Source organism: Pararhizobium polonicum (assembly GCF_001687365.1).
Taxonomy (GTDB): domain Bacteria; phylum Pseudomonadota; class Alphaproteobacteria; order Rhizobiales; family Rhizobiaceae; genus Pararhizobium; species Pararhizobium polonicum.
Map to the genome: position 1 here is coordinate 774,328 of NZ_LGLV01000004.1, position 19,707 is coordinate 794,034.

Consider the following 19,707-nt stretch of genomic DNA (forward strand, 5'->3'; position numbering starts at 1 on the left):
TGTGTGACATCACGGTGACCGCGTCAGCCGTGGAACAATTCGGTAAACGCATGGGCAAGACCGCCAATCACCAGCAGGACCAGCATAAAAACGATGATGATGCTGGTTGCCTGCGGAGGAGCCGCTCGCGGCGGATCACCGTCGCGAGGATTGAGGAGCTTTTTGAACGTCTGCTGAAACAAGCGGTTCATGCCGGCACCTAGAAGGTTTGACCTGATATCATTGCCAGATGTTCGACGATCGGCCCGAGCGCCAGCGCCGGGAAGAAGGTGAGACCGCCGACGATCAGGATGACACCGCAGAGCAGGCCGACAAACAGCGGGCCATGGGTCGGAAAGGTCCCGGCCGAGGCGGGCACGGTCTTCTTCATCACCAGCGAGCCGGCGATGGCAAGTGCCGGAATGATCACGAGGAAACGGCCCATCAGCATGGCGATGCCGATGGTGATATTGTACCAGGGCGTGTTGCCGCTAAGACCGCCGAAGGCCGAGCCGTTGTTGGCGGCAGCCGACGTATAGGCATAGAGGATTTCCGAGAAACCATGCGGTCCCGGATTTCCGATAGACGCCACGCCGGTCGGCAGAATGACGGCGATCGCCGTGAAGATCAGCATGGCCGTCGGCAGGATGAGGATGGCGAGAACGGCCATCTTGACCTCCTTGGCCTCGATCTTCTTGCCGAGATATTCCGGCGTGCGGCCGACCATCAGGCCCGCGACGAAAACGGTCAGGATGACGAACATCAGGATACCGTAGAAACCGGCGCCGACGCCGCCGACGATGACCTCGCCGAGTTCCATGTTGATCAGCGGGATGAGGCCGCCGAGCGCCGTGAACGAGCCGTGCATGGCATTGACCGCGCCGCAGGAGGCGGCCGTGGTGATGACCGCGAAAAGCGAGGAAAGCACGATGCCGAAGCGGGCTTCCTTGCCCTCCATATTGCCGCCATCGATCCCCATGGCATGAACCAGCGGATTGCCGGCAGCTTCTGCCCAATAGGTGATCACGACACCCGCGACGAATAGGACACCCATCGTCGCAAAGATCGCCCAGCCCTGGCGCTGGTTGCCGACCATGCGGCCGAAGACATTGGTGAAACCGGCGCCGATGGCGAAGATCGCCACCATCTGGATGAGGTTGGAGATCGCATCCGGATTTTCGAAGGGATGGGCGGAGTTGGCGTTGAAGAAACCGCCGCCATTGGTGCCGAGCATCTTGATCGCCAGTTGCGAGGCGACCGGGCCGAGCGCGATGGTTTGCTGCGCCCCCTCGATCGTCGTTGCCGTCACATAGGCGCCAAGCGTCTGCGGCACGCCGAGATAGACGAAGACGACCGTCAGCACGATAGAGATCGGCAGGAGGATGTAGAGCGTAGCCCGGGTCATATCGACCCAGAAATTGCCGATCGACTTGCCGGAGGCGCGTGCGAAACCGCGAATGAGAGCGACGGCGATGGCCATGCCAGTTGCCGCCGAGGCAAAATTCTGGACCGTCAGACCGGCCATCTGCACGAGATAGGACATCGTGCTTTCGCCACCGTAGTTCTGCCAGTTGGTGTTGGTCACGAAGCTGGTGGCGGTGTTGAAGGAAAGCTCGGAGCCAACGGCCGTCATCCCGGCGGGATTGAACGGCAGAGCCCCCTGAAACCGCTGCAACGCATAGAGAACGACGAAGCCGGCAAGATTGAACATCAGCAGGGCGAACACATAGCTCGTCCAGTGCTGCTCCTCCTTTTCGCTGGTGCCGGAAAGCCGGTAGAGTCCGCGCTCGACCGGAACGAGGAGCGGCGACAGGAGTGTGCGCTCACCGCCAAAGACGCGCGTCATATAGGCGCCGAGTGGCTTGACGAGCAAAATGACGATCCCGCAGAAGATGAGGATCTGGATCCATCCGTTGAGTGTCATGGCAATCACTTTCCGAACCTGGCGTGTTTAGAAACGCTCAGGGCGAATGAGGGCGTAGGTCAGATAGACAAGGAGAAACACGGTCACGCCGCCTCCGAGCACATAATCGACAAGCATTTTCTGCATCCTTCGAATTTAAAGACGGTCGCAGGCCCTGGTATAAGCAAACGACAGCGCGAAAAACAAAACGCCGATCCCGATCAAGACAATATCCATCATCGATCCAGGCTCCTTCTGTTGAGTTTCATCTTTCCCTCTTCTTCAAGGGAGGGAGGCGACGCGAAAGAGACCCGTTCGAACCTGCTCGACACAAGATCCCGGGTCTGAACTCCATGCTTAGTATGCCGCCAAACAGCATAAGGGTTCGAGACGGGCGGCCAGGCAGAGATATAAAAATCTCATAGGAATTTCGAAACGTTAGAACGGGGTCGAAAGGGACATCTGCGAGCGAGTCCGCCCTGATATTTCTTCCTATGGTAGAAGTCAGTCTACACTTTGCTTGCGGTTTGAATAGATGCCCGCCGGTGAACGTCTTTCCAAAAGCTGCAATCGATCCCTCATCATGTATCGTTGGGAATACCCATCCATGTTTTATTGTGTTTCTCTATTCCTACACTCTCTCCGCAAAGCAACGCGAGAACGCTTGTCCGGCTTGACTTTTGGAGTGACCAAATCCAGTGATCATCTGTGCATTGTTGGGGAAACTGCATGAAATACGCATCCGCGGGGATTGCCTTGGGAGCGCTCTGTCTCGCCATACCGGCGCAGGCCGAGCCTTTGCCGCGCCCATCTCCCGCCGCCGGATCGGTCATTGCCCGCAAATCCGGCGAGGAAGTGCGTTTCGTCGATATTTCCGGCTGGCGTTATGTCGATCTGAAGCAGGACCTCTTGAGCGGCGACGTACTGCGCACCAACGCCACCGGCCAGCTCGCCGTCCTCTTCTCCGATCGCACCCAGGTCCGGCTTGGCCGCAACACCTCGCTTCTCGTCAAGCAGATGGGCGGCGGCGATACCGGGCTCGAGCTGCAATCCGGCACGATCTGGGCCCGGGCCGAGCGTGGCGGCCAGGGCGTGGTGATCGATACGCCGGCGGCCGCAGCCGCCATCCGTGGCACCGACTGGACAATGACGGTTGGGCCCGACGGCAAGACCTCGCTGATCGTGCTGGAAGGACTGGTCGAACTCAGCAACGCCTATGGCAGCGTCAAGGTCGCGCAAGGTGAGGGTGCGGTCGCCGCGATCGGCAAGGCCCCCTCGAAGATCGTCATTGCCAAGCCGAAGGACAGGGAACAGATGCTGTTCAACCTGTCGCTGCGCACCGCATTCCAGTGGATGCCGGCAACGCCGCTGATCGTGCCGCAGATGCGCACGGAACGGCGCCGTATCGAGGCTACGGCACCCGGCGCCCGCTCGGCGGAGGACTGGCTGAGCCTGTCGGAAATCTATCTGGCTCTTGATGGCAAGGAAAAGGCGAAGGCAGCGCTCGATGAGGCACGGGTACGCGGCCTGGGCGCCTCTCAGACCGCGCGTGCCGACCTGATCGACGCCCTGATCGCCGGTTCGGAAAATCGCTATCGGGACGCAGCCGTGCTGTTTGACAAAGCCCGGCCACGGCTCGACGCCAAGCGCGGCGCGATTGCCGCCTATGGCGGCTATTTCGCGCGATCGCTTGCCGATCCCAACCATGCAGAGGAACCGCCCCGGCTCGCCAATAGCGGCTACGGCGCCATGGCGAAAGCCTGGACCGCCGGTTTTCGCCAGGACATCCCGGCAGCCATTGCTTCCATCAGGGAGGGCGAGCGCAATACACCCGGCGATCCGGCCTTGCCGGCCGCGCGCGCCCTGCTCGGCATTCTTCTTGCCGATGAAAAGCAGGTTGTCGACGGGTTTGAACGGGCTTTGGCGATCGACCCCGAAGATCCGACCGGACTGGAAGCACGGGCCAACTACAAGCTCTATATCCTGAACGACCGGCAGGGCGCTCTCGACGATCTGAACCGGGCATTGAAAACCGCACCCGGCTTCAGCTCCATCTGGAATACGATCGGGCTTGTGCATAGCGCCCGCGATGCCAACAGGGAAGCAGAGGCTGCCTACAAGAAAGCGATCGAACTCGATCCGCTCGATCCCGTCAGCCATGCCAATCTCGCCTTTCTCTATCTCGTCGAGATGCGCATGACGGAGGCCAAGCGCGAGATAGATGAGGCATTGAGGGTCGATCCATCCTTTGATATCGCGCTGGTGGCGCGCGGCCGTTACCACCTGCAGACCGGCGAGATGGATAAGGCGGTGGAAGACCTGCTGGCTGGCTCGACCGCCAATCCCGGCTATTCGCAGGGACAATTGATGCTGGCGGCGGCCCATTACGAGAAGGGCGACCGCGTGCCCGCCGCCCAGGCGCTCGACAATGCCGAGCGCCTCGATCCCACCGATCCCGTCATCCCGGTCGTCCGCACGGCCATTGCTATTGACGAGTATGACGCGGACGCCGCGATCCGCAATGCACAGGAAATCATGCGCCGGACGCGCGCGCGCGGCGGCGACTATGCTCCGCTCGGAGCCAACCAGCAGGCAGGCTCGACCCTGAACGACGCTTTCCGACTGCAGGGGCTGGATGCATGGGGGCAATATTACGGCGACGTGGTCTTCAATCCCTTCGCCGGATCGAGCTATATCGACCAGGCGGTGCGCGGCAGCGTCGATCCCTTCATCGGCGCCTATAGCTATGATGGCAAGATCCTTGAAAACAGTACAAACGACTCATCCTATTCGTCGTTTATTCAAGGACTTCTCCTCGATCCTCATATGCTTGCCAGCCGGGACCGGGCCGCCAATCTCGTCCAGAGACCTTTTATCGAAGCATCCATCGGCGGTGGCCTTGTCTCCAACAACGGCGATCGGGGCTATACCGGAGAAGCGGAACTTCGCGGATTTGGAAATACCATCTTTCCCGTCAGCGTCTATGGTACCTTGGCGTGGGAAACGACGCCGCAAAAACGCGATTATGATATCGTTGGCAGCCATTTCAATTCGGAAACCGAGCTTCTCTCCGGAAACGGTTATCTGACGGCCACACCGAGCCCCGATGATCGGTTCGTCTTTTATGCCAATTATGCGCGAAACGACCTCTGGCTTGATGACAGCATCCTTTTTTCAACGTTGAAACGCACCAGAGACGTTTCTGCGGAGACGCTGAACCTGGGCGCCGCATGGAGCCACACCATTGCCTATCACAACGTCGTCAACGCAGGCCTCTTCTATTCGTCCAGCCAGGCGCGAATTTTGGACAACAGCTTTCTTTTCGGGTTCCCGTTTCTCGACAGCACAATAGAAGGTGAAAAAACCAGCCTCGTTGCTGCCGTTAACCATTTATATGAGGACGGAAACCTGACCTTTCGCTATGGCCTTGAAGCCGGAACGCTGAAACTGAAGTCGCACTTGGTTTATGGCAATATATTGCCTCCAGAGGAGTTCTACGACATTTCCTCCACGGAAACGTCGCCTCTCGGCAAAGCGTATGCCTCCGTACTCGCCGAAATAACGCCGTCCTTGAAGGCAGAGGCCGCCGTGTTCGCCACCTACCTTGAGAGTGATGGCGACGCCATCAACCGGCTGGATCCCCGTCTCGGGCTCGCCTGGAGCCCATTCGAGGGGCAATGGCTAAGAGCCGCCTATTTGCGTGAAGGTGCCGCCTCGGATACCCCCACGCTGGCGCCGGTCGGCGTACTTGGCATCCAGTCGAACCAGCTTGACCTTGCTATGGACGGCAAAGCCGATACCTACGCATTGCGATGGGATGGGGAGTGGACCGACAATCTCTTCACATCGGTCGATTTTCAGCATCAGGAATTCGACTCCATTACAGCCAGCTTACCTTACACGATCAACACGATCGCTATTGACAAGGGGCGGCTGGATCGGGCCAGCGCGACGGCAAACCTGCTGCTCGGCCACGGCTTCGGTCTTTCGGCCACCGCTGCCATCAATGAATCCAGCGGCCACGGCACTGTCGTCGGCGACGCGTTCGAAGGCGCCCTGCCTTTCGTTCCCGACACGGCGGGGCGTGTTGCTCTGACCTGGGTCAACACCAACAACATCCGCGCAACGCTTGCGGCGAACTATACCGGCGACCGCCTCGACAATGCGGGAAGCCGTCTGAAAGACTATTGGACGCTGGACGCCAACCTAAAATGGGAATCCTTCGACAAGCGCGTGGAGGTCAACCTGTCGGGCTTCAATCTGCTGGATGAGGACTTTTATGTCGCCGAGGCCATTCCCGGCTGGGGGCCGACCTTCAAGGGGACGGTGAAAGTGCGCTTCTGATGACAGCCATCAAAACGCGCCGCCCTTCAGCAATCGGCTTCCCGGGCGAGACGGCAGCCCGGCGCACGCAACGCCGCCGCCTGGGCCTCGTTGCACTCGCCGCATCCGTAACCGCCCTCCTCTCCCTGGCCTCGCTAACGCCCGCCTGGTCGCTGATCGAATTGCGCAACTTCGACTATCTCTCGACCTTTTCTCCACCGCCCCGGCCGGAAGACGGGCCGGTTATCGTCGCCATAGACGAGCCCTCGATGGCCGAAATCGGTAGCCAGTGGCCATGGCCACGTGCGCTGCATGCCCGGCTGATCGAAGCCCTGCGCGACGCCGGGGCAAAGGCCATCGGCATCGATATCATCTTTGCCGAGCCTTCGGCTGCACCGGAGAACGATGCCGCCCTTGCCGCGGTGCTGGGCACGGATGTCGTCCTGGCGGGCGACGAAACGCTGATCGAGACACCGCAGGCAGACCAGTTCGTCCGGACGGAGCCTTTGGACGCGTTTGCCGCGCGCGGGGCACGAACAGGCATCGCATCGGTGGCCTTGAGCGGTGACGGTACATTGCGGCAGGTACCGGCCTATGCCGACGGTTTTGCCGCGCAACTGGCGCAGACCGCCGGCCGCCGGCAGTCTCCCGTATCCGGCGTAGCCTTGCTGCAGACGTTTGGCCCGGCGCGGACCTATCCGACGGTGTCCTACTATCAGGCGCTTGAGCCCGGCCAGCTGCTGCCGGAGGGTTTCTTCCGTGACCGGATCGTCATCGTCGGCCTCAGCCTGCAGAACGCGCCAACCCTCAGGGCCGGCGGCGCCGATGCCTTCGCCACGCCGTTTACCGTTCACACAGGCCGTCTGGTAGCCGGCGCCGAACTGCAGGCAACGATCTTCGACAATATCACCCATGATCTGTTCATCCGGAAGGCCGGGCATCCGGTAACAATCACCGCGATCGTGCTGGCTTCCGTGCTGGCGGCAGCCGCGGTGCTCCGATCGACGGGGTGGCGGACGGCGGCCCTGAGCCTCCCGATTCTGCTCTTCATCACTGCTGCAAGCTACGCGATGCTGCGGCTTGGCCATGTCTTCATCTCCCCGCTTGGCCCCACGCTCTCCTACCTGTCCATCGTCGCCGGTCAGTCGGCTTTCGACTATGCCGCCGAGCGGCGCGACCGCCGCGATATCACCCGGGCCTTTTCGCGTTATCTGTCGCCCGCTCTGGTCGAGCGCCTTGCCAACGACCCATCGCAGCTGAAGCTTGGCGGCGAGCGGCGGACGCTGACGATCCTGTTTTGCGACGTGCGCGGTTTCACCACGATTTCCGAGGCCCTGAAGGACGACCCCGAACAGCTGACGACGCTGATCAACCGGCTGCTGACGCCGCTTTCCGAGATCGTGCTGGAAAGCGGCGGCACCATCGACAAATATATCGGCGATTGCCTGATGGCGTTCTGGAACGCACCGCTCGACGACCCGCGCCATGCCAGCCACGCCGTCGGTGCGGCGCTTCGCATGCTGGATGCAATCGACCATCTGAATGCGGAGCTTGGCCAGGAAGCGGCAGCCCTTGGCACCGAGCCGCGAGTGCTGAAGATCGGCATCGGCATCAATACCGGCGATTGCGTCGTCGGCAATATGGGCTCGTCGCGCCGCTTCGACTATTCGGTGCTGGGGGATTGCGTCAATCTGGCCTCGCGCCTCGAAGGCGAATCGAAGAACTACGGGGTGCCTTTGCTGATCGGCGAACAGACGGCGCAGCTGAGCGCGCCGGATTTCAGGATCGCCGAACTGGACAGCATCACAGTCAAGGGCCGTACGACGCTGTCGCCGATCTTTACGGTACTTCAGCCGGTCGAGGCGTTGGCGCTTGAAAGACACCGGCAGCTCATAGCAGCCAAATATGCGGGGGAGCTGCACAGCAGCGATGCGGCTTTCGCAGAACTGGAACGCGCCATTCCGCAACTTGGCGGTTATTATCGCCTGCTGCGCCAGCGTTTGTGAGCCGGCGGCTGATACGCGTAGGCATTACCGGTTTCCGGCTGATTGAGCGTGCGAGCACGTAGGTCAGACAGTTTACCGGCCCGTGGGGGCAACGCAAAAAGGCGCCCCTGAGGACGCCTTTTTGAAGCTGAGTATCTTTAAGTTTTTGGTTGCGGGGGCAGGATTTCATCTTAACTTGCGATGTTCAAAGCCAGCGGATCCATTGCTTATGCTTCTGGATGCCGAGAACCGGATGGGCCTATTTCGTAGTGCTGCGTAGAGTCGGCATCGTAGACCAGCTTCAGCTCTCCCTTGAAATAATTGCTATCGCGGCCGCCCACAGCTTCGAGCGCCGATCCGACCTGGTAATGAACAGCCTCCAGCGACCCTGTGAGATTGGGATTGAAGCGGTAGTCGGCCTTGACCTGCAGATAAGCTCCAGTCCATGCCGGCCCCCTACCCGCTGTGCCAGCGACGGGAACGCTTGGTAGGGTGTAGATGGCGTCCTGTGTCGTCTGGCGCCAGAGCAGTCCGACCCCAGCCATTAAGGTCAGGTCTTCTGCCGGCTGAATGGTGACCGATGGTTTGATGTGAACGAGGTTGGCGTATCCGGTGTGACCGCCGAGCGAGAAATAGAAGCCATTCGGAAACAGCGGATTGAATGTGCCGAGCGTGCCGTCAGTTGCGGCTCGGTCGCCCGATGCCACATCGAACTGCAGGCCGATCCGTGGTGACCAAGTGAGATCCTCTAAGGTGTAGCCGGTCCTCGCACCCACGGCCCAGGCCAGGATATTGGCTGAGCCGACCTTGCCAACCTGTCCCATCGCTTCCGCATCCCAGTCGAAACCGGCATATTTGCCGGCCGATCGGATATCGAAAACGTGCCTTTCCTCTTCACCCGACGCGGAGAGAAAGGTTGCGTCCTGGCGCCGATAAAGCGCGTAATAGGCGGAGGCCTCGATCTCTGGCGAGAGCTGCCACTCCACACGGCCCCCGCTGAACATTGCGCCGCCGCTCGATCGATCATCGAAAGGATCGTCATTGCGATACTGAACAGGCTGGCTTACAAGACCATAGAAGCGCCATGCATTCGTCTCCCATCCGGCCCAAATCCCATCGAAAGACTGGCGGACATTCGGCCCATCGCGCGTCGAAACGAACCGCTCCAGGTCAAACGCGAAGTCCTGGCGGCCGACCCTTGCCCTGAACGTTCCGGCGTCGGCCCCCTGCGAATAGCCGATGAATGCTTGCCGAAGGTCAAACCGGTTTGCGTCGTTAGGGCCGACCACCGTCTTGTCGAACGCACGCACATCCTCGAACTGCGTGAACAATTGCCAGTTTTCATTCAAGTGAGCATCGATATGGAACTGCGCGCGCTGTAACCAGTATGAGTCTCTGGGGTTCGCAGGCACGGTTTCGAAAGCCGGTGCATCACTGACTTCGAAGATCTCACGTAGATTGAACCCTAACGAGATGTAGCTGTCGGGATTGGAGGGAAACAACGGAATGTATTTGAGACTATCCAGCGGCTCAGTCCGCAGTTTCGGATCCGCGAGAAGCGACCAGTCCTCCTGCGACCGGTCGGCTTTTATCAAGGGCCTCTTCTGCTCCAAAAGAAGATCATCCGCCGCCAGGGCTGACCGGTAGTCCCATTGAGCAAAGGCGAGGGCGGCAAGCGTAAGCAGGAGTGACTGCGCGTACGGAGCGGATCGAAGGCAAAACGCCAATGATATACCGGGAATGACGTATTTCTTCTGGCCGATCATCGGCTCTCTTTCGGGCTTTCGCCACATGGCAACGTCCTATGTCGTCTTTTGTGGGTGATCGCGGCCAACCACCACTAATCAGGCGAAGCACGGGGCGCACGCGGCGATCCCAGCTACCTATATCGACCGCCTGAAGGTGGGATCCCGTACCCGACGGGTTGGTTTATGGGTGAAATCGTTTTGGATTCGTTCGCGAGGCTATGCGCGGCTGCGCGGCTGGATGACTTCGGCAAATTCAATCACGTTCCCGAAAGGATCGGCGACGAAAGCGATCTTGCAGCTGATCTCATCCACCTGAAACGGTTCGATGAGGATATTGACGGCGCGGCGGCGCAGCTCGTCCGTCGTGGCTTCGATATCGGTAACGGTCAGGCAGAAATGATGGTAACCAGCGTATCTCAAGCTATCGGCCAGATCCTTGTAAGGCGGTAGCGGGTGCGGGCTCGGGTCGCCACCGGCAAGCAGTTCGACCATGAACCGATCGTCATCTGGCGGCGCGAGAAAGGCGAGCTGTTGGTCACCATAAGCCCACGTGTGGACGACGCGCCAGTCGAGCTTATCCTGATACCATTTTATGGCGACATCCCCATCAGTAACACGGATCGCAACGTGATGTCCGCGCACATCGGCGAAGAGCGATGATGTTCTATCACCCTGCGGATTGAAGTCAGCCAATTGTTATTCTCCTAAATGTGACCATAGACACCTTGTCGCGCGTAGTTCCCAAGCGGGATGAGAATTCCCTGTCAATGTCGGCGCGGTTCGGTATGGCGTTGAAGCCTCGGTCCAATGACCGTTCAGGGAGGCGCGGAGAACCTTTCCGCCGGGTTCATTTTTCCCCGTAATAGGTGCCGAAATATTTCACGGGCGACCAATCCGGAAGGATCGCGGGCAGTTGTGGCGATAGATCGCTATAGTCCTGTGCACCAAACACGATCCTGCCGTCCATGACGGTCAGAACGGAAGAAACGGATTTGATCTGATCCTCCGGTACCGAAAAATAATCCCTGTCGAGAACAGCGAAATCCGCGAGATAGCCGGGGGCGATCAGGCCCATTTCGGATTCCGTGTTCATGAACCACGCTGCGCCACTGGTGAACAGTTTCAGTGCCTCCGTGCGGGAAAGGCGATTGTCGCTGGCGAGAACTTCGGATCCGGACACGGACTTCCCAGACACCATCCAGCTTAAAGCGACCCACGGATTGTACGTCGCTGCCCGGAAGGCGTCGGTAGTCATGGCCAGCGGCATACCGCTATCCACGAGCTTGCGCAGGCGCGGAGTCTGCAGAGCCTTCTCGCGATTATAGGTCTTGATGAAACCATCGCCGTGCAGCGCCATTTTGGCGTCCAGGGCTATGCCGCCCCCCAGCTTTTTCACCCGAGCGATGTTCTCCGGACTGATGGTCTCAGCGTGCTCGAGACTCCATTTCAGGCCACCGAGCGGGATCGTCTCGTTCACCTTTTCCAGCGCGTCGAGAAAGGGGGAGATGTTCTCGTTGTAGCTGACGTGCATGCGGAACGGGATGTGCCGCTGGACCAGCTTCAGCACATCTTGCTCGACGAAGCGCCGCATCTTCTCAGGCTCAATGATGACGGCCGGACGGTCGAAGTTCTCATGATCGTGCACTTCCCCACTCAGAACCTCCCCGGCACCTCGATATTCGTGGCCATGTGCTAGGGTGGGGTGGAGGTTTTGCCCTGGACTTATCGGCGCCGTTTTCGTGATCGCCTCGATTTCCAGGTCCACCATGTTTACCGGCCCACCGTCACCGAGTTGCAAGTCCACAAAGGGCATGCGCACGTTGAGGCGGTTGTCTCGTGCAAGCACGGCTACCCTCGCCTGGGCCTCCGGGTAGGGCCACCTGCCGCCGTTATCGATGATCGAGGTCACGCCGAACCGGTTCAGACCGTGAATACTATAGATCAACGAACTCACTTGTTCGTCGAACGTGGGCTGCGGCACCATGGCCTCTAAAGCAAGGAACAGCCACGTGTATCCGTGGACCACACCCGTGGGATTGCCGTGGCTGTCCTTTTCGAACTCGGTGTCCGGCACCTTCGGGAACCGATCGGTACCCACGCCAAGCGCCTCCATCGCCTGCTTGTTCAAGAAGGCTTGGTTATAGGCATATTGCACGATCACGGGACGATCGGGCACGGCTTCGCGCAATTCGTCCAACGTCGGAAAACGCTTCTCCTCAAATTGATAAGGCGACCAGCCTCCGATCACTTTGACCCATTGGCCCTCCGGCGTGCGTGCGGCCTGCTCGTTCAGCATCGTCAACGCTTCACGCAGCGTCTGTACGCCATCCCATCGAACATTGTAGTTATAGGCCAGATCGTTGAGAACATGGATATGGGCGTCGACAATGCCGGGGATCAGTCTGCGGCTGCGAGCATCAATAATCTCGGTGTTGGAGTTCTTCAGACCGAGAATCTCCACATCAGAGCCGACGGAATAGATACGGCCTTTCTTGACCGCCAAAGCCGAAGCTTCCGGTTGCGCACGGCTGCCGGTGAAGATCTTTGCGTTGATAACGATCATATCAGCGCCGGGCTGTTCCTGCGTCGTTTGTGCCTGAACTGCAGAGAAAGAAAAAGTTGTCACCAACGCGATGAATATCTTTCTGATCATTTTACCCTCGTTCGACTGATTTTACGAAATGCGGTCGCTCGGAGCCGGTGCCATGCGGATGCGCGCAATAGGCGAAGAAGTGAGTCCAAGCTGTCGCAAAAGGTCATTAGTTTTTTCGCACGCCGCCGTTGAAGGCCGACTTGTCGGAAGACAAAACCCTTGTGAAAACGTCCAAGTGGACACTGCCCTTGCAATTTCGGCTACGGTAGCCCATCAAAATGACACACTATGTCGCCGAAAAGGAAACACCAATGGATATTGAGGAACTGCGTACCTTCGTGGAGGTTGCTGATGCCTCCGGCGTCACACACGCAGCGCGCCGGCTTGGCGTTTCCAAATCGCTCGTCAGCCGACGGCTCGCTCGGCTTGAGCAATTTCTGGGCGTCCAATTGCTCGCGCGAACAACGCGCGGCGCTTCCTTGACCGAAGCTGGCGCGACGTTTCGCGAGCACGCAGCAAAAATCTGCAATGAGTTTGATGTTGCAAGGGACGCCACTCTTCCCTCAGGCGATCTTCGCGGTCGGTTACGTGTCGCTGCACCGCTTTCTTTCGGCCCGACACATTTTGCTCCCGTCCTCTCTCAAATGGCGCGCAGTCATCCGCAATTACAAATCCTTTCTTCCTATACTGATCGTTTCGTCGATCTCGTCGGAGAGGGTTTTGACTGCGCCATTCGGCTTGGCCATCTTCAAGATTCTGTCCTGGTCGCAAAACGTGTCGGATCGATCTTCGGCATCCTGGTTGCGAGTCCCGAATACATAGACGCTCACGGCGCTCCGTTAACACCGGGCGAAATAGCAAATCATCAAGTCGTCATGCGAGACGACGAAAGGTGGCAATTCATGGATGGCGACGGGATCGTTACGGTGCGCCCCCAGGGGCGCTTCGTAGCCGATAGCGGAATATCGCTCGTGTCTGCCGCTCTGGATGGCATTGGGATCGGCTACCTGCCCGAACCGCTTGTCGCAGCTCATATTAGCTCGGGCACTTTGGTGCCAATCATGACGCGCTATCCGATTCCGCCTGCCGGCATCTTCGTCGTAAGGCCACCCGGCCAACATCCCTCGCGAAAGGTGAGGATACTCACTGAGATGCTCATCGAACGTTTCGGGACCGCGTCCGCCAAGGACGGCACGACGACCATTGGCAAGCTAGACGAGCGATCAGCTTGATTGTAATCGCAAGCTGCAGATCGACCGGCTCTTTCATACTCTGCAGCGTCGCAAAATAGATCGCTGTGTCTGAAGTTAAATCGAGTTCTCCGATCAGCGATCGCGAATGAGGCAAAATCCTCACCAAGATTGCCGTTGAGCTTTCTTTTATCGCCAAGTTCATCAGCAATTAAGGAACCGCCGACGCAATAACTGCGCGATACTGGATGTCGATGAACAACCGAACGCTATTTCGGTGGATACGGCTGAATGTCAGCGGACCAATAGTGCTTGGCGATATTCTGGGAATTACGGATGACGTGATAGGCAGTTTCAGGGTTTCCCCCTTTGAAGGTATCCGGGTCCGCACCACACATGAGACCGCGGCAGCAAGAGTCTTGTCAGTGCGACTGATGACCTCGACAATCTGGCGCTCTGCCAAAGTTAGATCAGGAGTGTTTTCGGCCATTGTTCCTCTCTCTGGTAGCAGCTTGAAGGACCTGCTTTGCTTCGAAGCAGAGAGATGCTCTTCCCCATAACATTCCCCATCGCCGGCTCCGGTTCTGTGTTCGGCAGAATTTTCACTTTCTCAAAACATCCTGCCATTCCAGATGGCGCTCTATCTGCGCTTTCGCGAAGGGGCAAAGCGGTATGATCGTAATACCTTCCCGCCGAGCGTCCTCTACCACTTGCCGGACCAATTGCCCGCCAATTTTTCGGCCACGCAACGCAGCAGGAACATCCGTGTGGTCGATAATGATCAGCTTTTGACCCGCCCGGCTGTACGTCATCTCGGCCTCATGCCCATCCACAACGATCCGGTAGCGTCCCTTTGACGCACCATCTTCCCGTTCAACCTCTTCGCTCAACGCATTTCCTCCGTCATCAATACCGTGTTTAACGTGCCGATCCGACCCATCCATAGATGGTCTTCTAATTGGGGCCGATCAGCAGAAATCAATCGGGCAAGGGAATGTGCTCATCCCTGTCGTCGGCTGGAAGATCGAAACGCCCCTCTCCCCAGTTTCCGGCACGCCATTCGGCTTTGGCTTCTTCGATGCGCTCCTTCGAGGATTCGACGAAGTTCCACCAGATGTAGCGCGGCCCTGAGAATGTCGCGCCGCCGAGGGCCATCAGCCTTGCACCTCGGCCGCCGGCCGTTACCGTGATCCTGTCGCCTGGACGAAACACCATCATCTGCGGCGCTTCGAAATCCTGGCCTGCGATCGAGATCGAGCCTTCGACGATATAAATCCCACGATCCTCGTGATCGTCCGGCAGTGGCAGGCGAGCGCCTGCTTCCAGCGTGACATCGGCGTAGAAGGTTTCGGAAAACATCGTCGCAGGAGCGACCTCGCCATAGGCGTTTCCCAGGACAAGCCGAACCGTGACACCGCGATCCTCGATCACGGGCAGCGCCTGTGTTCCATGATGTTCGAACATCGGCGCCATATCTTCATAGTTGTCGGGAAGCGCTACCCAGGTCTGGATCCCCAGCAGGCTTTGCGGCGCGCTGCGGCCCTCTGGCGTAGTGCGCTCGGAATGCGTGACACCCCGGCCCGCAACCATCCAGTTCAGGGCTCCGGGGCGAATGATCTGGTCGGCACCTGTGCTGTCGCGGTGATGGAATTCGCCGCGATAAAGATAGGTGACGGTGCCGAGGCCAATATGGGGATGCGGCCGCACATCAATGCCCTGCCCGGTCAGAAGTTCCGCAGGCCCGACTTGATCGAAGAAGATGAACGGTCCCACCATCTGGCGCTTCGGCGCAGGCAAGGCGCGCCGAACTTCGAAGCCACCGAGGTCGCGCGAACGTGGAATGATGAGGGTGTCGATCGCATCGAGGCCGATCTCTTCAGGACAGGCTGGTGCAATGGTGGGATTCCAACTCATGCTTGCTCTCCACTGGACAGGCGCCGCTCGCCTGCCCTTTCGATGTGCTACCCGATCGGCCAACACCGCCACCGAAGCTAGAAAGCGACAGCAGCCGCGACTAGCTGCGGGGAACGCTACACTGTGTTGCGGCAAGCGGAACGCGCTGTATACGATATCAACGTCCGGCGCCCCAAAGATGCGCGTCAGTCTCAAAGGATTCGATCAACAACTCCGAGAGGACGCGCACTTTTCGGGACGGATGCGGGCTGGGAGGCCGGACGACATAGACACCGCCGACCGGCAGCGGAAAACGGGTCATGATCGGAACGAGAGCCCCTGACGCGAGATAATCATGGGTGACACAATCGGGAAGCCAGGCGATGCCGAGCCCCTCGGCGGCTGCGCTCGCAAGCGCCATGCCGTTGTCGGTCCTGAAGCGGCCCCGCGGCTGCACGGTGATGATCTTGTCGCCGTCCATGAATCGCCAGGTCTCCGCACCAACCAAAGCCTGGTGGGACGCTATCTCTTCGGGCGCATCCGGCGAGCCGTGCAATCTTATGTAGTCCGGGCTCGCCACCAGCTTGCCGCAAATCTGGCCGACTCGTTTTGCCATGAGATTCGAGTCACGCAGGGCACCGACACGGATTGCACAATCGAACCCGTCGGCGATCAGGTCGGCGAACCGGTCGCTATAGTCGGCATGGATCTGAAGCTGCGGGTGGTGGCGCGCCATTTTGGCCAGAACCGGTGCGAAATGGACCGGACCCGATGTCAGCGGAACCGCAATCCGTAGGCGTCCACGAAGGTCACCTTGCGGCAGTATCGCCTCGCGCGCAGTGTCGATCTCGGCGCAGACCCGTGCTGCGTGGTCTCGAAACAAGACCCCGGCTTCCGTCAGACCGGCTCCCCGTGTCGTTCGTGCAAGAAGCTGAGCGCCGAGCGCACCCTCGACCCTGGTGAGAGCGCGGCTGACCATGGACTTGGAGACCCCGAGTCTACGCGCAGCCGAAGTGATACCTCCCGAATCGGCAACCTCGACGAATACCCGCAGATCTTCGATGTCCATTTGGCATGCCTCCGTTGCGACGCCGTGGATATCCGTCCTATCGCGCCGCCCTGATGATCGAAGCGACCTCCGTGCCCAGAAGCTCGATCGACTGCTTCATCGCGGCCGTTTCAAGCGAAGCCGTACTCATCTGGAAGGTGATGCGCGAAAGGCCACCAAGCGTTTCACTTGCCCGCAACATCTTGGCGGCAACGGCTTTCGGATCGCCGACAAGGAATGCGCCGTCAGGACCCGTCATGATCTCGAACTGCTGGCGCGTCGGCGGCGACCAGCCGCGCTCACGACCGATCTTCGTCGTCAGATGCGCCCATCCAGGAAAAAAGGCATCCTTTGCAGCCAAATCGGTCTCGCCGACAAAGCCCATCGCGTGGACGCCCACCTTGAGATTTTGAGGGTCATGCCCGGCGCGTTGGCCGGCTTCGCGGTAGAGATCGACAAGTGGCCGGAATCGTTCGAAGTTGCCGCCGATGATCGCCACCATCAAAGGAAGCCCAAGTGCACCGGCGCGAGCGAAGGATTCCGGCGAGCCGCCGGCGCCGATCCAGACCGGAAGCCGCAATTGATGGGGGCGCGGAAAGACGCCCTGCCCTTTGAGTGGCGGCCGGAAGCGACCTTCCCAGGTGATGTCGGTCGCCTCACCGAGCTTGAGAAAAAGGTCAAGCTTTTCGGCAAAGAGTTCGTCATAATGCCGCGTATCCAAGCCGAACAGCGGATAAGCCTCGACGAAGGAGCCCCGACCAACCACGAGTTCGGCACGGCCTTTGGAAATCAGGTCGAGGGTTGCGAATTCCTGGAAGACACGCACCGGATCGGCGGCACTCAGGACCGTTACCGCGCTCGTCAACCGGATGCGGGAAGTACGGGACGCGGCTGCGGCCAGAATGACGGTGGGTGCGGAATCGAGAAATTCACCCCGATGATGCTCGCCGATACCGAAGACATCGAGCCCGACGCGATCAGCGACAACGACCTCCTCGATAAGCTCGGCCATGCGATCCGACGGTGACGGGAGCCTGCCCGTTTTGGGATCAGGAAGGATGGCTGCAAAACTGTCGATACCTATTTCCACGCGTGGTCCTTCCAAATTTCGCCGGGTTGTCGCCGCACTTACGAGGCCAGTTTCATCTCCGCCGTCGGATAACCGCCGTCACGATGGGCGCAGGCACTTTTAACGTCTGTGTGAACATGCTTGAGTGGGGACGGCGAGGCTCGACTTGAGGGCCTTAGCGGCGGCATCAATTCGAGATTCGCCATCCCGGTCGCTTTTACAGGCCCGCCTTGCTGGCCGCCTGTACGGGAGTGTTGAGAAGCTGCTGCTCCCATAGGTAAGCGATGCCGCTGCCGCCGGCATGATCGACGATAACGTCCGTCAGTGCTGCCGCGGTCTCCTCACGCGCCCAATCGCGCTGCCATTCGGCAGCGATCGCAAGCCAGGTCATCATGTTGATGCCGGCCCCGATCATCCGCTGGATGGCGACCTGATGCGCTTCGACCGAGGTTCCGCCTGATGCATCGGTAATCACCGTAACGTCCCAGCCCTCGCCGGCAGCCTGGATTGCCGGCATGGCAACGCAGACTTCGGTCCAAAGACCGGCAATGATGAGCTGCTTGCGGCCGGTGGCTTTCACCACATCCACCACTTTCGAGTCCTGCCAGGTGTTGATGAACGTGCGGTCGATTACCTCCTGTCCCGGAAACACATCGGTGAGGTGCTTGAACAGCAATCCGCCGCGACCGGCAATCACGCTTGTCAGGATCGTCGGGACGTTGAAAACCTTTGCCGCTTTCGCAAGCGCCGTCGTGTTGTTGACGACCGCCTGTGGATCGTGGCTGTTCACGTTTGCGAGCTGATAAGGCTGATGGTCGATCATGACGAGCACGGAGTCTTCGGGGCGAAGGAGTGAGCCAAGGCCGTTACGAAAGGTCATACTTGTATCCTATGTTGGCGGTTGATTGAGACACTGCTGGAGGGGCAAGCGCTCTCCGAAGCGCTGTCTGCGAAATAACCTTGTCATTCCCGATTTCGATGCGGTAGTCATCGTTTGTGCCGAACAGTGTCGCGGAATGGGGAACGCAGCATGGACATCGAGGATTTGCGGACGTTTGTGGAGGTAGCGGATGCGGGCGGCGTAACGCCCGCCGCGCTGAGGCTGGGCGTTTCCAAGTCGATGGTGAGCCGGCGGCTTGCACGGCTTGAGGCAGAGCTCGGCGTGCAACTGCTCGCAAGATCCACTCGCGGGGCGTCCTTGACAGAAGCGGGTACCACTTTCCGGGACTATGCGGCCAGGGTCAGCGCCGAGATCGATATCGCCAAAGATACAATCCTGCCCGCCGGCGAACTGAGCGGTCGCCTGAGAGTTGCCGCGCCCCTGTCGTTCGGGCCCACCCACTTTGCATCTGTCCTTGCGGACATGGCATTGCGCCATCCGCAACTGCAGATCCAGACAAGCTATAGCGACCGTTTCGTAGATCTGATTGCGGAAGGGTTTGATTGCGCGATCAGGGTCGGCACACTTCAGGATTCCAATCTCATCGCGAGACGCGTTGGCCCCCTTTACGGAAAATACGTCGCCAGTCCCACCTACATCAGGGCCTACGGGTCCCCGGAAACACCGGAGGAGCTCGTGACGCATCAGGCGCTGATGCAGGGGATGGAAACGTGGCAGGTGATGGACGGCGATAAGATTCTGACCATTCGCCCGCAGGGCCGTTTCAAGGCTGATAACGGGGCGGCTCTTGTCGTCGCTGCCGCGGCCGGTTTGGGTATCGCCGCGCTCCCCGATGGCCTCACCCAGGAATATCGGGATTCCGGGGCGCTGGTGACAGTCATGAAAAATCATCCGCCGCCGCCGGCCGGAATCTATGTCGTTCGCCCGCCGGGACAGCACCCCTCAAGAAAGGTCCGCGTTCTGACCGAAATGCTGATCGAGTGTTTCGGCAGCGACGGGCAACGAACCGACTAACGGCATCGCTAGCCGGCTTGCAATACATGCAGAATGGCCGGCGCCTTCGGCGACAAAAGTC

General features: G+C 59.4%; 15 protein-coding genes. 4 read left to right on the top strand and 11 right to left on the bottom strand.

The genetic code is table 11. From position 1 onward, the window contains the following. Positions 1–23 precede the first annotated feature (23 nt). Genes ADU59_RS30560 through ADU59_RS05480 form a run of 3 tightly spaced genes read right to left on the bottom strand, consistent with a single transcriptional unit; the run spans position 24 to position 2,020 of the window. Complete coding sequence (locus tag ADU59_RS30560) at positions 24–191, bottom strand: hypothetical protein (protein ID WP_158515697.1); 168 nt, start codon at positions 189–191, stop codon at positions 24–26. Between the two features lie 8 nt (positions 192–199). After that, the gene (kdpA, locus tag ADU59_RS05475; RefSeq protein WP_068952398.1) at positions 200–1,903 is read right to left on the bottom strand and encodes a potassium-transporting ATPase subunit KdpA; all 1,704 of its coding nucleotides are present in this window, start codon (positions 1,901–1,903) and stop codon (positions 200–202) included. A 27-nt stretch (positions 1,904–1,930) separates the two neighbouring features. Further along, on the bottom strand, positions 1,931–2,020 hold the full coding sequence (locus ADU59_RS05480; protein WP_068952401.1) for a K(+)-transporting ATPase subunit F: 90 nt from the start codon (positions 2,018–2,020) through the stop codon (positions 1,931–1,933). Positions 2,021–2,611: 591 nt separating this feature from the next. On the opposite strand from ADU59_RS05480, the gene ADU59_RS05485 reads away from it, so the two are divergent. Together ADU59_RS05485 and ADU59_RS05490 are read left to right on the top strand one after the other, a co-directional pair. Then, positions 2,612–6,226, top strand: a complete 3,615-nt coding sequence (locus tag ADU59_RS05485) for a FecR domain-containing protein (protein ID WP_068952403.1) — start codon at positions 2,612–2,614, stop codon at positions 6,224–6,226. After that, positions 6,226–8,211, top strand: coding sequence for a CHASE2 domain-containing protein (locus ADU59_RS05490; protein WP_068952405.1), 1,986 nt, complete (start codon positions 6,226–6,228; stop codon positions 8,209–8,211). The genes ADU59_RS05485 and ADU59_RS05490 overlap by 1 nt, the downstream gene beginning before the upstream one ends. A gap of 206 nt (positions 8,212–8,417) precedes the next feature. On the opposite strand, the gene ADU59_RS05495 is transcribed toward ADU59_RS05490, so the two are convergent. The 3 genes from ADU59_RS05495 to ADU59_RS05505 all read right to left on the bottom strand — a co-directional run bounded on the left by ADU59_RS05495 (position 8,418) and on the right by ADU59_RS05505 (position 12,591). Further along, positions 8,418–9,956 (bottom strand): alginate export family protein, encoded by a 1,539-nt coding sequence (locus tag ADU59_RS05495; RefSeq protein ID WP_083198125.1) that lies wholly within the window; start codon positions 9,954–9,956, stop codon positions 8,418–8,420. A 198-nt stretch (positions 9,957–10,154) separates the two neighbouring features. After that, positions 10,155–10,631 (bottom strand): VOC family protein, encoded by a 477-nt coding sequence (locus tag ADU59_RS05500; RefSeq protein ID WP_068952408.1) that lies wholly within the window; start codon positions 10,629–10,631, stop codon positions 10,155–10,157. A gap of 154 nt (positions 10,632–10,785) precedes the next feature. Further along, complete coding sequence (locus ADU59_RS05505; RefSeq protein ID WP_068952410.1) at positions 10,786–12,591, bottom strand: amidohydrolase; 1,806 nt, start codon at positions 12,589–12,591, stop codon at positions 10,786–10,788. A 251-nt stretch (positions 12,592–12,842) separates the two neighbouring features. Between ADU59_RS05505 and ADU59_RS05510 the strand changes: the two genes are divergently transcribed. Beyond that, positions 12,843–13,763, top strand: coding sequence for a LysR family transcriptional regulator (locus tag ADU59_RS05510; RefSeq protein ID WP_068952412.1), 921 nt, complete (start codon positions 12,843–12,845; stop codon positions 13,761–13,763). A 560-nt stretch (positions 13,764–14,323) separates the two neighbouring features. Here the strand turns inward: ADU59_RS05510 and ADU59_RS05515 are convergent. From ADU59_RS05515 to ADU59_RS05535, 5 genes are all read right to left on the bottom strand, one after another. Beyond that, positions 14,324–14,611 (bottom strand): GNAT family N-acetyltransferase, encoded by a 288-nt coding sequence (locus ADU59_RS05515; RefSeq protein ID WP_068952632.1) that lies wholly within the window; start codon positions 14,609–14,611, stop codon positions 14,324–14,326. Between the two features lie 88 nt (positions 14,612–14,699). Further along, positions 14,700–15,635 (bottom strand): pirin family protein, encoded by a 936-nt coding sequence (locus tag ADU59_RS05520; RefSeq protein WP_068952414.1) that lies wholly within the window; start codon positions 15,633–15,635, stop codon positions 14,700–14,702. Positions 15,636–15,792: 157 nt separating this feature from the next. Next, positions 15,793–16,683 (bottom strand): LysR family transcriptional regulator, encoded by an 891-nt coding sequence (locus ADU59_RS05525; protein WP_068952416.1) that lies wholly within the window; start codon positions 16,681–16,683, stop codon positions 15,793–15,795. 37 nt (positions 16,684–16,720) lie between these two features. Beyond that, a complete protein-coding gene (locus ADU59_RS05530) occupies positions 16,721–17,752 on the bottom strand; it encodes an LLM class flavin-dependent oxidoreductase (protein WP_068952418.1) in 1,032 nt (343 codons plus the stop codon). 196 nt (positions 17,753–17,948) lie between these two features. Continuing rightward, the gene (locus tag ADU59_RS05535) at positions 17,949–18,611 is read right to left on the bottom strand and encodes a hydrolase (RefSeq protein WP_068952420.1); all 663 of its coding nucleotides are present in this window, start codon (positions 18,609–18,611) and stop codon (positions 17,949–17,951) included. A gap of 150 nt (positions 18,612–18,761) precedes the next feature. On the opposite strand from ADU59_RS05535, the gene ADU59_RS05540 reads away from it, so the two are divergent. Continuing rightward, entirely contained in the window at positions 18,762–19,646 is an 885-nt protein-coding gene (locus ADU59_RS05540) for a LysR family transcriptional regulator (RefSeq protein WP_068952423.1), read from the top strand. Positions 19,647–19,707 lie beyond the last annotated feature (61 nt).